The organism is Dictyobacter formicarum (genome assembly GCF_016587435.1).
Genome location: NZ_BNJJ01000039.1, coordinates 1 through 13,648, shown reverse-complemented (window position 1 = coordinate 13,648; position 13,648 = coordinate 1). Strand labels below are relative to the sequence as shown.

Genomic DNA, 13,648 nt, shown 5'->3' with positions numbered 1-13,648 from the left:
CACGAGAAAATGGAAGATAAAACATTCGCCCAATCAATGGAAGAGCTAAATCAGCGCGCGCTCAAAGAAATTACCGATGCGGCTCTCAGCTGCTGGGCAACGTTACAAAGCGGCGCGACAGTCACAAGCACTACGGCTCATATCGAAAACGAGTATATGCGCGAAGCGGTTGCACATGTTTTGTATTATGTGCTGCTACAGTCCCTCCTGTTCGATGCCAAAAAACGTCAAATGATCAGTGGCAAGCGATATGAGGAGCTGAGGGCATATACAGAGACGCTGGCCAACCAGGTGAAGCAGCAGCCTTTTATGGTATTGCCTCTCGGGACTCCATAAGCGCTTTTCATGAACGCACCACCTCCTCTACGCCAAATACATCGGCGAGGGCTGATGCGTGGGGATTGTACGCGCGCTTGAGCTTCGCCAGATAGCGATTGGTGGCGGCAAGGCTTTCGTGTCCCAGTTGTCCCTGGATGGTGCTTGTCTCGGCCCCTAGCTGCTCCATGGTGAGGGCGAAGGTATGCCGCAGGGTATGCACCGACGAGACACCCAGGTGGTTTTCGCAGATATCCGCGATGGTCTGGGAGCCAATAGCCTGGCCATAGGTACGATCACTAAAGGACATCCAGAGGGGCGTCGATGGGCCGAGCAGGTCCAGGCGTTCGCCATAGATGGTACACAGATATGTCAACAATGCCTTCGAAAGTTGCACATCCAGGGGGTTATACAGCGTTTTACCGCCTTTGCAACGCTCGAAGACCAGGACGATATTCTCGCCATCGACATGCACATGTCTCCAGGAGAGGGAGGCCAGTTCCTGGGCGCTGCGCCCCGTGTTGAGCGCAATCTGCAAGAGCATGTAGTCGCGCAAACCACGCGGTGTAGAACGGTCAATGCTTCTGAGCCGCATACTGACGTGTTGTGGATTTAGAGCACGGGCATGGGCATACTTCTGGACAGACGCACGAGCAAGCTGCTCAGCTGGATTAGCGCCGCTATAGATATCCCTCTCGATCATCCAGCGATAGAAGCTGGAGACGGCGGCGATGCGCTGGTTATAGGTGGAGGGAGCGACACTACCCTGCCGTTTGCTACCAGATGCACGCAGGCTGGCCCAGAGTGGGATGACCAGCGCAACCTCTTCGGCTGCGCTGTCCAGATCCAGCTCACGCTCCTGCAGGTGCTGGCGCAGCGAGAGCACTATATCGCGATAGGTTGCCTCGGTACACTTGCTCTGCGTGAGAGCATACTTATCAAGCAACCACTCTTCGATGAAGAGGGCAATACGATCATCGGTATAAGCAGCAGAGCGGTCCTGCTCGTCCCAATCGCCCTCTTCATCTCTTACATGCGTCAGTGCTCCGGTACGCACTTTCATCGAATTGGTAGCATAGCGTTCTGTCGTATGGGTATGCATTGTCTCGGAATCTCCTCCTCAGCTCACACTCTATGCAACGCGCCCGACCTCCTCTTCCCCACGTGCATATACTACTTGAATGTACTTTACAACCTCTTCGCACTTTCTTCGCACTTGTTCACCTACATTGAACCTCAAAACAATATTACCTGGCAGCACTTTACAAGGTATTCGCACTTTCTTCGCAGAAAACCACCTCTACGCAAGAACGGTATCGCCTATCAAGGAAGAAATAATGCTCCATCATGCCAACACGATGTGCCGTAGATCGGGGCTTGCCCCCCGAATCTACGGCACGTGTTTCTTGTTCCTTGCGCTTGAATCTGTCCAAAAAAAAGAACGACGGAGGCAGCTGAGCTGTTCCCGTCGTTCTTTTTGGCGGCCTTATGCGACCATCTCCTCCAGCGAGGTGATAGATGTCGTCTCCAGCGAGGCAAGCACCTGGTTGACAAATGATTGCTCTCGACAGACCATGATGCGGCCACAGCCAACGCGGATAGTCATGGCTTGAATGGTGCTCATCATCGTCACTTCCAGCTGGTTCACTTCTTTGCAATAGATAGTGGGCGCGACTTTTTCACGCGCAAAAATGGTATACACCTCTTGCAACAGCGACCATGTGTGGTCCGGGAGCCAGTCAAAGGCGGGTATCTCTATCTCGGCCAGGCCACCGGTAACGATCACCTTGTAGTTCCACCAGCGCCTCCCTTTCGGCAGTTCCTCCGGAAACAGTGGCACAGTCGGCTGGGCAAATGGGTCTGCCGGAAAGGTAATGATGGTGCCCCCCTGCTCCAGGAAATCGCAGAGCTCATCTTTCTGGCTGGCGGTAGGTAAGATATCAGCAACGCGGCGCTTCGTGCCTCGATAGGTCCACATCAGCCGATCCCCCTGCCCATCAACAATAACCACATCCTGGCTGGTGAGCTGGAGACTTTGTTCGTTAGTAATATGCTCAATACGGTCCTCATCTGACCAGAATCCCAATGCGACAACTCTCATGAAGATACCCCCTTTGACGACGCAATCGGCTCAATGGCGTCCATGTATTGCTGCGGTTTGTAGCGCAACGAAAGTAATAGAATGACGCTCTTCACGGTACCCATAACGTCTTACCGGGAAGTTACCCTGGCAGGAAGCACCGGGATAGTGGGGGGAAGGATGGAGCGGAGAAAGAAGAAGATAAGCGTCGCGGTGCGGCATAACGGTGCTTATGCCGCACCGCGACTATCTAGACGCCCATGATGTTATAACCAGCATCGACGTAGAGAACTTCGCCAGTAATGGCACGAGCCAGTGGACTACAGAGGAAGAGGGCGGCATCAGCAGCCTCATCCTGCTCAATGGTGCGATGTAAAGGAGCTCTATTGGTAAAAATATCAAGAAAGTTGGTAAAACCAGAGACGCCACGGGCGGAAAGTGTGTTGAGCGGACCGGGAGAGATAGCATTGACACGAATATTGTACTCGCCCAGTTCGCCGGCCAGGTAGCGCATGCTCCCCTCCAGAGCGGCTTTGGCCACACCCATTACTTTGTATTTTGGAATGACTTGCTCGCTGGCCACATAGGTTGAGGTAAGAATACTACCACCGCCACGCGCCTGCATGAGCGGAACAGCATATTTAGCCATAGCGATGAGCGAGTAGACACTGATATCCATGGTCGCCTGAAAACCCGCGCGCGTGGTGTTGCGGAAGGGATCTTCTAGCTCTTGCCTGGGAGCAAAAGCGACGCTGTGAATAAGGATATCGAGGCCGCCGTCAAAAATTTCTGCGGCCTGCGCGAAGGCAGCCTCCAATTGGTGGTCGTCCTGCACATCACAGGGGATGAGTGTCGTATCAGGAATTTCGACGGCCAGCTTACGGACAAAGCGCTCCATGCGTTCTTGATACGTAAGCGCGATATGGGCACCCTCGCGCGCCAGAGCCTGAGCGATGGCCCAGGCAATGGAGCGGTCGTTGGCAACACCGAAGATCAGAGCTGTTTTTCCTTCAAGGAGAGGCATACGAACATTCTCCTATTCCTGGCGTACTGCGGCTACATCGGCTGCGGCTTTCTGCTCTTGAATAGCAAAGGTCAGATCCGCTTTCGCCACAATTTCGCCATCTACGTACACCACGGCTTCGACGACGCCACCCATACTGGCAAGCCTGACTGCCTCGCATGCGTAGCGCAGATGATCGCCAGGCACAACCGGCTTTAAGAAACGCGTTTTCGCGGCGGCAAGCATATATGTCGCGCCCTCGGGCACCACCAGGGATTCATCGGTCTTCAGCAGCAGGATCGCCGATTGCGCCATGCCTTCGATCAGCAGCACGCCGGGAAATATGGCGTGCTGCGGAAAGTGGCCGGGAAACATCCATTCGTTGCCGCTGACGTTTTTCCGACAGACGATGCGCTTGCCAGGCTGCAGTTCCTCCACACCATCAACCATAATAAAAGGATAGGCCTGTGGCAACAGGCGGCGTACGGCGTCAAAACTCATCACCAGGCTCATTGCATCCTCCCTCTTACTACTGGCAGCCACGTAACACTACGGCACTGGTCGATCCAAAGAGATCCTGGGCGAGCAGTAATACTGTTCCTTGTTTGCTGCCAAACCAGTTGCGGGCATCGGTAGAAATATTTACCGCCGCCTCTTGCTGGCGATCTCCTCCTATAGTAGGTGGCACGATACCGCGATTAATAATGCTGGTAGCGGCGAGGGCCTGAAATAGACCACTGGCGCCATAGGTTTCGCCCAGTGTGCCCTTTACCGCGGTCACACAGACCCCTGACTGCTTCGGCAACAAGTCGCGTAATGCCAGGGCCTCCGCCTGATCCTGCGCTTGCAACCCATTTGCTCCAGACACCACCACATCGACATCGGCTGGTGTCAGTCCCGCGACGGCGAGGGCCTGTCGCGCCACTCGGACCAGCACGCTGGCTCGTTTCTCAGTGGTCTGTAATGGGGCAAAACCACTGGACCAGCCCGCCAGTTCGGCCAGTGGATGCGCCCCGCGCTCCAGAGCCTCGTTCTGACGTTCCAATACCAGTACCGCAGCACCCTCGCCTGGTAGCCAGCCGCTGCTCAGAGGGTCGAACGGGCGTCCGACATCCTCCAGGCGCTCCAAGGGCAACACCTGCGAATTGCGATAAACCCACAGGGCGGCCGAACTCAGTTCCTCTACGGCGCCAGCAACAACCTGTCTGGCGCGACTCTCATACAGTGCCTTGGCCGCGTAGCCCAGTGTATCCAGTCCAGCGCATTGGCCGGTGGCAATGGTGGTATTGAATGCCCGCGCCTTCAGGCGAATAGCAAGATGAGAGGCGGGAGCATTCGCCAGGGTATTCGGGGCCTCCATCGGGCTCACATACTGCGGTCCCTCTTTGACCGCGGTATAGTCATAGTCAGAGATGCTCTGCAATCCTACAAGGTTACAACCGATGGTAATGCCGAGATCGTCGGGCTGGGCGACACCATCGGCCAGCCCGGCCTCACGCACGGCAAGGACCGATGCCCCCAGCAAAAACTGAGTACTGGGACGCAGATATTGCAGGCCACGCTTGCCGAGCAGATCGGCCGGTCGCCACTCGCCCACTTTCAGACACTGCACAGGCTGCTCTCCTGGCGCTCCTTGCTCGGTCACTTCCCCGCGACGTTCGCCCTTCTCCAGTGCTGACCAGACGGCCTCGGCCCCCAGTCCACAGGGACTTACAGCACCCAAACCTGTGATCACGATTGGTTCGTGTTGTTTTGGCATAGCTATACTCTCTTCATCACAATTGTTGAGACATTCCCTCCAAAGGCAAAGGAGTTACTTAACGCCACATTGACCGGGCGTTCGAGTGCCTGGTTCGGTACCACCTCCTGCAAGCAGGCAGGATCGCTGGTGCGGTAATTGGCCGTTGGTGGTATCACGCCGTGATGAATGGTTAAGGCACAAACCACGGCCTCTATGGCGCTGGCCGCTCCCATGGTGTGCCCCAACATCGACTTGATTGAGCTCACGGGTAAGCTATCGGCCTGTTCCGCGAACACGCTACGTACAGCGGCCGATTCTGACGCATCGTTAGCGTGTGTGCCAGTACCGTGCGCACTGATATAGGAAACCGCTGCGGTATCCTGGCCAGCGTCCTTCAAGGCGCGCCTCATCGAGGCTTGCGCGCCCAGGCCCTCTGGGTGAGGAGCGGTGGGATGATGCGCGTCACAAGCCAGGCCATAGCTCAGCAGTTCCGCGTAAATCTTCGCGCCGCGCGCCAGCGCCCTGTCGTAGTCCTCCAGGACGATAGCGCCGGAACCCTCGCTTACCAGCATGCCCGTGCGATCGCGATCAAACGGCTGACACACATCATCCGCAATAGCCCCGAGACGATGGAAGACGGCAAAGCCGCCTCGGGAGAGGGCATCAGCTCCTCCTACAATCGCTACATCAACCAACCCATCGCGAATCATATCCGCGCCCCAGCCAATCGCGTAGTTTCCGGCCGCGCATGCCGTCGGCACAACATGACAGGGACCCTCCACGGCCAGTTCCTGAGCAATAGCGGCGGTAATGCATGTCTCAACGTAGTATGAAACATGCTCGGCAGACAAATCCGGTCCAGCATAAATATGCCGGTTGTTCTCCTCCTCGACGATCGACTGATTGCCCATCGTCGTTCCCATACAGATACCAATGCGCTCAAGCTGGTAACCTGCATTCAGCACATCCGCATCCTCGGTCGCCATTTTGGCGGCGGCAACCGCAAGCTGTGTTGTTCGTCCACACGTCTCAGGGTTCAGCACCTGAAAATAGCGGGCAGGCTCAAAATGCTTTACTTCGCCGCCGTTATGGGCATCAAACATGCTGGTGTCAAACGCTTGAATCGGCCCGGTTCCCACTGTGCCCGCAATCAGATGTCGCCAGAACTCATCCTGCCCATTGCCAATTGGCGAGAACACACCCAGGCCGGTAATCGCAATACGCCGCGACATATCTCTTCTCCTACAGACACTCTACCGCTTTACCGGCTGATTGGACGCCTGCATGATCTCTTCTGTAATCCCTACGATCTCATTGAGCGTCTTCATCTGAGCAAAATATTCTTCTGGAATACGAATACGATAGGTCTTCTCGATCCGCGCCACGATCTCCAGGGCCATCATCGAGTCAACGCCCAGATCAGTTACAAAATTGTCATCGTCGTTGAAATCATCGATCTCGATAATATTCGCAATCAAGTCTTTCAATTGGCTACGCAGTTCTGTCTCGCTCATGATACTCTCCTTCTTGATGAGAAGCTGAATGGCACCATTCAGATGCCATGTGACTATGCGCAGAGTCCGCCGTCGATCTCTATTACGCTACCGGTAATATAGCTAGCATCTTCCGAGAGAAGGAAACAAATGGCCGCTGCGACCTCTTCTGGTTGCCCCAGTCGTCCCTGTGGAATACTCTTTAGCAGGCCTGCACGTTTGGCCGCCGGAATGGATTGCCAGATATCGGTCTCGATAAACCCGGGTGCTACCGCATTCACGGTAATACCGTAGGCTGCAACCTCTTTAGAGAGTGATTTCACAAAGCCGATTTGCGCAGCTTTCGTCGCACCGTAGTTGGTCTGCCCGGCTACTCCCATCAACCCACCGCTCACCGAACTGACACAGACTACCCGCCCCGCATGTTGCCGGATCATACTGTATATGGCGGCGCGTGCATAGTTAAAGACCCCCTTGAGATTGGTCGCCACCACACTATCCCAGTTCTCTTCCGGCATCATAGCCAGTACTCCGTCACGAGTGATTCCCGCATTGAGTACCAGACCATCCAGATCACCGAGTTCGTTTTGCACATCTCCAACCACCTGCTTTGCCTGCTCGTAGCTCACCACATCTGCCTGCATCGCAATAACGCGCCCTTCCAGCTCTTCCGCAGCAGCCAGCACCTCCGCAGCAGACGCTTGATTACTGCTATAGGTAAAGGCGACGTCTGCGCCCGAGCGTGCCAGGGCAAGCACAGTGGCTCTGCCAATCCCACGCGAACCACCCGTCACCAGGACTCTTTTTCCACTCAATGCTTTTCTCCTTCAAGCTGTATAGACGTTTTGTTTCGATGGCATCAGCATACATGCGCCAGTTTCGCTGCGTTTTCGCAGGCTCTTCGCAGCCACTTCGCAAGCGGCGGACAATTCGTGCTTTAATTACTGATTCGGTAAATACCCTGCAAGATACCTCTGACAGCATTCGAGAGAAACAGATTGAACTTGAAAAGTGAACTGTTGTGCGGCAAATGATTTCGTGAAAGGGATTGTCAACATGCATGCCACTATAGAGAGGTATAGCAATCTTATTGAAAGGATCTTACCCGGCAAGGCCAGTTTTTCGCCTTTTATGTCGTATGACGATAAATTAGACGTGGCGCGCCGCGTGGACGGCGTTGGGCAAATATTTATGCAGGGCTGCCGCGAGGCGTTAAAGGCGGATACCCTCGATGGCCTGGCGGCATGCCTGAATGCAGTTGAGGTAGAGGTGCGCGGTTTCGCGTTCGAGGGTGCGGGTATGGGGCTCGCCCTCTTTGATCACCTTGCTCACGAAGAGACGAATCGACTGCAATGCTTCGCCGACGGCTCAGGAGCAGCTTACGCCTCCCTGCTCTATATCGGCGCTGGCTGGACGGTTGCGCGACTGCACCAGCCGGTGGATGAAATTCTAGCTGGCTTGCATCCCGTGCTGGGCTGGCTCGTCCTGGATGGCTACGGATTCCATGAGGGCTTCTTCTCACCTTCCTATAGAAACGAGCAGGCAACCCCGAAACGGGTGCCCGAGAAGGCACGCGCTATCTTCGATCAGGGCCTGGGGAGAAGCTTCTGGTTTACTTACGCAGGCGACCAGGCTCAGATCGCGGATACCATCGCTGCCTTCCCAGCGGAGCGACGAGGTGATCTGTGGAGTGGCATTGGCCTGGCCTGCGCCTACACGGGTATCATCGGGCGAGCTGCCCTGCAGCAACTACACCAGCATGCGGGTGAGTACGCTTCCTATGTCGCACAGGGCATGGCTATCGCTACCATGATACGGCATCGTAGCGGCAATGTGGCCCCACATACAGAGTTAGCCTGCCAGGTGTTCTGCTCGGCATCCGCCGAAGAAGTTGCAGCCATAACCGACCAGGAATACGCGCAGCTCTCACAAACCTCAACCGAGCATCCCTACGCCACCTGGCAACAGCTTATCCGTCGACATTTTGCTTAGCACATTCTAACTGTGGAGGAAACAAACGTGAGCAGCTTATCACATCATATAACGCCAGCGGATACAAAGACTCCCCTTTTGCAGCCAGGAGAGCTGTCGGAACAGGACACACCAGAAACAGCATCGCACTACGATGTCGCGATTCTGGGCGGCGGCCTGGCTGGTCTCACGCTGGCACTACAGATCAAAAAGAGTCGTCCCGCCAGCAATGTCATCGTGATCGAGAAGCAAAAGTATCCTGTGCCCGAGGCCGCTTATAAGGTCGGTGAGTCGTCGGTAGAGATCGCATCTCACTATCTGCGGGATATTCTTGGACTGGAAGAGCATCTGCAGACACAGCAATTGCGAAAATTTGGCCTGCGTATGTTCTTTAGCTTCGAGGATAACCGGGATATTACGCGCCGCGTTGAACTGGGGCCAGCTGCTCCGGTCGTCCTGCATACCTATCAGCTCGATCGAGGCCGGCTGGAAAACATGTTGAGTCAGGAGATCCAGGCTCATGGCGTCACGTTCCTGGATGGGCATAAGGTTGAGCAGGTAACACTACACAGCGATGCGCACTCCCTCTGCGTCAGCCAGGACGGTGAAGAGCGCAACATTACAGCCTCCTGGGTAGTTGATGCCAGTGGTCGCAGTTCACTCTTGAAGCGCCCACTTGGGCTGACCAAAAAAGTAGAGCATGACTCGGGTTCGGTCTGGTTCCGCATTGGCCAAGAAATCGACATCAACCAGTGGTCCGATAGTCCCGAATGGCACTCCCGCATCATACAGGGGGATCGTTCACTCAGTACCATCCATCTCTGCGGCACAGGATACTGGGTATGGATCATTCGCCTGGCCTCAGGCTCGACCAGTATCGGTATCGTTGCGGACCCCAAAGTGCATCCATTTGATAGCATGAATCGCTTCGATCGTGCCCTGGCATGGCTCCACAAGCACGAGCCACAATTCGCTGAAGTGATCGAGCGCGGTCAGGAGGATATCCAGGACTTCCGCGTTATGAAGCACTACGCATATAGCAGTGAGCAGGTCTTCTCCAGCAATCGCTGGTGCCTGACGGGTGAGGCTGGTGTCTTCGCCGATCCACTCTATTCTCCTGGCTCCGATTTTATCGCCATCAGTAACGGCTTTATCTGCGATCTGATTGCACGCGACCTGAATGGTGAAGATATACGGGAGCGCAGCACGATCTATAACCGTGTCTTTCTGCGCTTCACTGATGCATGGCTGGGCATCTACGACAAGCAATATGGTTTGCTGGGCAACGCGCAGGTGATGGTCACAAAAATCACCTGGGATACCGGCCTCTACTGGGCCATCAACAGCTTGCTCTACTTCCAAGGCAAATGGACTGCCCTGGGCTATAATCGCAAGCTGACGACGCATTTAAATCGTATCTTCCTCCTGACAAGCCGTATCCAGGCCTTTTTCCGTGAATGGGCAGCCATCGATCAGGCACTGCAACAGCCGGAACTATCTGATGCCTTCGCGGACTATTATAATCCACTCGATTTCATGAAAAAGCTGCACATTGGTATGGCGGCAGACTTAACCGATGCTGAGATGGATGCCCAATTTGTCGCCAACGTCCAGCTGCTTGAGAGGCTGGCCGGTAAGCTGGTCAGTACCGTGATCGAAAAATATAGCAGCCACGCCGACAATGAGACTTGCACCCAGCAGCTCCACGCCTGGAAGGACGATGCATCTCTCACCAGGCTGATCAACATCTACCAGCAATCAGAGGCATCCGAGGCCATCGACCCGAGCTGGCCGCTGCTCATACAGCAGGCAGAACAGGTCAAGCAGTAAAGGTGAGGTGTAAATTACCATGTCAAATGCTCAGTTATCGGTGCTTTTCTTCCTGGAACTGGCCTTCATTCTAAGTGTCTGCCGCATAGTAGGCATGCTGGCAAAGAAGCTTGGCCAGCCACAGGTCGTGGCCGAGATGATCGCAGGCGTCGTGATGGGTCCCTCGCTGTTTGGCATGTTGTTTCCTGGCCTGCAACATGCCCTCTTTCCCAAATCAGCGATGAGCATCCTGTACGCGGCAAGCCAGGTAGGCTTGGTGTTTTACATGTTCTTGATCGGGGTTGAGTTTGACACCAGCCTCATCCGTCGCCGCCTCAAAAGTGCGGCGGCGGTCTCTCTTTCCGGTATCATCACGCCCTTCATACTGGGCAGCCTGCTCGCGCTGCTCCTGGTGGGGGTACCAGGCCTGTTCGGGAAAAGTGTCGTGACGTGGGAAGCCATGCTGTTTATGGGGGCGGCGATGTCGATCACCGCCTTTCCCATGCTGGCGCGCATCATTTTAGAGCGCGGCCTGGCGGGAACCTCTCTAGGCACCCTGGCTCTGGCAGCTGGCTCAATGGATGACGCAGCCGCCTGGTGTATTCTCGCCCTCATGCTCTCCATCTTTAATAAAGATAGTGCTGTTGCCCTATCAGCTATTCTAGGGGGCGCTGTCTATGCCGGGGTCATCCTACTCGTCGTTAAGCCGCTGTTCACGCGATTAACACCAGTCGTGGAGCGCCATGGTAACCTCAATGGACCAGTGCTCTCCCTCGTCCTCATCCTGCTCATGGTGTGCGCCTGGATTACCGACACGCTTGGCATCTATTCCATCTTTGGCGCCTTCATTCTGGGAACAGCCATGCCACGCGGCGTCTTTGCGTATCATCTACGCAAGGTCCTGGAGCCCCTAGTGGTGAGCTTTCTACTTCCCCTCTTCTTCGTCTATTCAGGATTGAACACTCGCCTCAATTTAGTGAATACTCTGTTGCTGTGGGGGATCGCGCTGCTTATTCTGCTGGCGGCCACCTTCGGCAAAGGCATTGCTTGCTGGCTGGCGGCACGCCTCAACAAAGAGCCCAATCGCGAAGCGCTGGCCATCGGTACACTCATGAATTCACGCGGCCTAATGGAGCTGATCCTGCTGAATATCGGGCTGGAGAAGGGCGTCATCACGCCAACGCTCTTTACCATGCTCGTCCTCATGGCCATTGTGACGACCCTGATCGCCTCTCCCATCTTCGAGTTTGTCTATGGGCGTCACAGAAAAGATGCTGCTGCATCCTCACAAAAGGAGGAAAACACAGTGCAGGGCCAGCAGCCCCTGGCGGAACGCGTACTGTCCTTATGAGGGTGTCAGATGCGCATGTACTCTCTCATATCTGCACATGCGTTTTCACGCATTCGATGCTCCTCAGGAAAATGTGTGAAAATCATGCGCTTCGCGCCTTCGGCCCCTGACGCTACGAGCCTGTGGCGCTCAAAAAAGTTTTATAATGTCGTGCCAGACCTGCGCCGGGCGCAGGTCTGGCACGACATTTATTCATCATCATCCCAATCGGCACGGATGTATATTCATCATCGTGTTGAGGATTAAGCACCACTATCAAAACTCCTTCCATTATCTCCCCCATTCAAGCAAACAAAGTATAATATACTGATCAATATAATTTATCTCCCTTTAAAAGCCTATAAAACACATGAATAACTCTGCATTTATTTGTTTTATACTTAAATGTCATTATCTCCTGGGATTTTTGAGGCCTGAAAATCATGTAGATATCATCTATCATTATCTGGATATTGTTCTTATCAGTTCTATTCGTATATAATAAATAGATGCAGAAGTTTAGAAGGAAGAATAAACATGGAAAATGATGTTCCGATTATTATGCTTGTAGAAGACAATGAGTCCGATGCTGAACTATTCAGATGGGTACTTCAGCAAACGCTGCCACAGGCTTCCTTTCTCTGGTTCCGCGATGGTGATGAAGTGCTAAACTATTTCTATCAAAAAGAGGATTTCCCCTCCCTTGCCGAAACGCCTCTTCCCTCCTTTATCTTTCTGGATCGTAAATTGCTGCGCATACATGCCTCGGAGCTGCTCAAAAGGATTAAGCAAGACGAGCGTATCAAACCTGTACCTGTTTTTCTATGGATCTCTAAACAATCTGAGGAGGCAGGACAGATAGAAGAAGAGCAAGGTATCAGTGGCTATCTACTCAAGCCAAACAATATTGCTCAATTCAAACAGGATATGCAAGATTTCTTTGCGCAACACTTAGATCACAAAAAGTATAAGGGCATCCTCCACTAGATTGGCATCGGTGGAGGATGCCCTTACGCCTGCGTGATACGCCATAGCGAGCCTGGTTAGGAAATCACTCGCTTATGGAATGCGCGCAGGCCAATGAAAAGGAAGAGGGCAAATGAACCAATCAAGCCCAGCAATACCCAGCCGATAGGTAAGGTTACATAGGCCTGTCCATGCTGCAGAGGAATCATTGTGTAGCGCAGACCCTCGGATATGTAGGTCAAAGGGTTGAAAAGCGTGACAATCTGCAGTGGAAGCATCGAACTCAAGCTCGCCCATGAAAAGTAGACACAACCAGTGTAGAGGGTCGCGCTAAAGATCAGTGTAAAGAGCAGATAGATTTTATCCGCCGGCAGCAGTGTGCCGATGACGAGTCCCAGGGCCCCACTACACAGAGCCCCAAGGATCATTACGCCGAACATAGGCAACAGCGCATCGGTACGCACCTGGTAGCCACTACCGAGAATTAAGTACGCGAGAGGGAAGGCCAGGCCGCCCGCCACCAGTGAACGCACGGCCGCAAAAACGACCTTCTCTAGCGCAACCAGACTGATAGGCAGGGGAGCCAGCAGGCGATCATCGATCTCTCGATTGCTGCTCAGGTCGAGCATCAGCGAGATGGTCACGCTCTGCACCCCGACCAGCGCAATGTTCAGTCCGACCACACCTGGAAGGAAGAACGCAGGGTACAACTGCTGTGTTGCCCCAACGCTCGGCATGACCTTACCAAAGATAAAAAGCAAGCAGAGTGGCTGCACCACGACTTGCATCAAGAAGGGCATAAACTCGCGCCCCGTCACCATGATGTCGCGGCGGAAGGTGTGCCAGAAGGCCGCAAGCATAATAGAAACGCGGCTTCTGGACCAGCTCCCTTCCGACCTGCTGTGTGAGGGTGCAGTGATAATAGTACTCATGAACGAAG

General features: G+C 54.2%; 15 protein-coding genes. 6 read left to right on the top strand and 9 right to left on the bottom strand.

The window, feature by feature from the left end; genetic code table 11:
• Positions 1-9: 9 nt before the first annotated feature.
• Positions 10-336, top strand: a complete 327-nt coding sequence (locus tag JMI88_RS36915; RefSeq protein ID WP_201367097.1) for a hypothetical protein — start codon at positions 10-12, stop codon at positions 334-336.
• A 7-nt stretch (positions 337-343) separates the two neighbouring features.
• On the opposite strand, the gene JMI88_RS36910 is transcribed toward JMI88_RS36915, so the two are convergent.
• The 8 genes from JMI88_RS36910 to fabG all read right to left on the bottom strand — a co-directional run bounded on the left by JMI88_RS36910 (position 344) and on the right by fabG (position 7,447).
• The gene (locus JMI88_RS36910; protein WP_201367096.1) at positions 344-1,417 is read right to left on the bottom strand and encodes a tyrosine-type recombinase/integrase; all 1,074 of its coding nucleotides are present in this window, start codon (positions 1,415-1,417) and stop codon (positions 344-346) included.
• Positions 1,418-1,801: 384 nt separating this feature from the next.
• Entirely contained in the window at positions 1,802-2,416 is a 615-nt protein-coding gene (locus JMI88_RS36905; RefSeq protein WP_201367095.1) for a hypothetical protein, read from the bottom strand.
• 229 nt (positions 2,417-2,645) lie between these two features.
• Positions 2,646-3,419 (bottom strand): enoyl-ACP reductase FabI, encoded by a 774-nt coding sequence (locus tag JMI88_RS36900; RefSeq protein ID WP_201367094.1) that lies wholly within the window; start codon positions 3,417-3,419, stop codon positions 2,646-2,648.
• Positions 3,420-3,431: 12 nt separating this feature from the next.
• Positions 3,432-3,911, bottom strand: coding sequence for a 3-hydroxyacyl-ACP dehydratase FabZ (gene fabZ / locus JMI88_RS36895; protein ID WP_201367093.1), 480 nt, complete (start codon positions 3,909-3,911; stop codon positions 3,432-3,434).
• A 16-nt stretch (positions 3,912-3,927) separates the two neighbouring features.
• A complete protein-coding gene (locus tag JMI88_RS36890; protein WP_201367092.1) occupies positions 3,928-5,157 on the bottom strand; it encodes a beta-ketoacyl-[acyl-carrier-protein] synthase family protein in 1,230 nt (409 codons plus the stop codon).
• Positions 5,158-5,159: 2 nt separating this feature from the next.
• A complete protein-coding gene (locus tag JMI88_RS36885) occupies positions 5,160-6,371 on the bottom strand; it encodes a beta-ketoacyl-[acyl-carrier-protein] synthase family protein (RefSeq protein WP_201367091.1) in 1,212 nt (403 codons plus the stop codon).
• A gap of 21 nt (positions 6,372-6,392) precedes the next feature.
• Complete coding sequence (locus tag JMI88_RS36880; RefSeq protein ID WP_201367090.1) at positions 6,393-6,653, bottom strand: acyl carrier protein; 261 nt, start codon at positions 6,651-6,653, stop codon at positions 6,393-6,395.
• A 53-nt stretch (positions 6,654-6,706) separates the two neighbouring features.
• Positions 6,707-7,447 (bottom strand): 3-oxoacyl-ACP reductase FabG, encoded by a 741-nt coding sequence (gene fabG / locus JMI88_RS36875; protein WP_201367089.1) that lies wholly within the window; start codon positions 7,445-7,447, stop codon positions 6,707-6,709.
• Positions 7,448-7,688: 241 nt separating this feature from the next.
• On the opposite strand from fabG, the gene JMI88_RS36870 reads away from it, so the two are divergent.
• The 5 genes from JMI88_RS36870 (at position 7,689) to JMI88_RS36850 (ending at position 12,729) form a co-directional block, all read left to right on the top strand.
• Entirely contained in the window at positions 7,689-8,624 is a 936-nt protein-coding gene (locus tag JMI88_RS36870) for a DUF1702 family protein (RefSeq protein ID WP_201367088.1), read from the top strand.
• Between the two features lie 27 nt (positions 8,625-8,651).
• Positions 8,652-10,433: an NAD(P)/FAD-dependent oxidoreductase gene (locus JMI88_RS36865; protein ID WP_201367087.1), complete on the top strand. Its 1,782-nt coding sequence runs from the start codon at positions 8,652-8,654 to the stop codon at positions 10,431-10,433.
• A gap of 19 nt (positions 10,434-10,452) precedes the next feature.
• A complete protein-coding gene (locus JMI88_RS36860; protein WP_201367086.1) occupies positions 10,453-11,763 on the top strand; it encodes a cation:proton antiporter domain-containing protein in 1,311 nt (436 codons plus the stop codon).
• A gap of 75 nt (positions 11,764-11,838) precedes the next feature.
• Positions 11,839-12,009 (top strand): hypothetical protein, encoded by a 171-nt coding sequence (locus tag JMI88_RS36855; RefSeq protein WP_201367085.1) that lies wholly within the window; start codon positions 11,839-11,841, stop codon positions 12,007-12,009.
• Positions 12,010-12,279: 270 nt separating this feature from the next.
• Entirely contained in the window at positions 12,280-12,729 is a 450-nt protein-coding gene (locus tag JMI88_RS36850; protein ID WP_201367084.1) for a response regulator, read from the top strand.
• A gap of 56 nt (positions 12,730-12,785) precedes the next feature.
• Here the strand turns inward: JMI88_RS36850 and JMI88_RS36845 are convergent.
• Positions 12,786-13,648, bottom strand: an 863-nt coding sequence (locus JMI88_RS36845; RefSeq protein ID WP_236023229.1) for an ABC transporter permease, incomplete at its 5' end; no start/stop codon positions are given.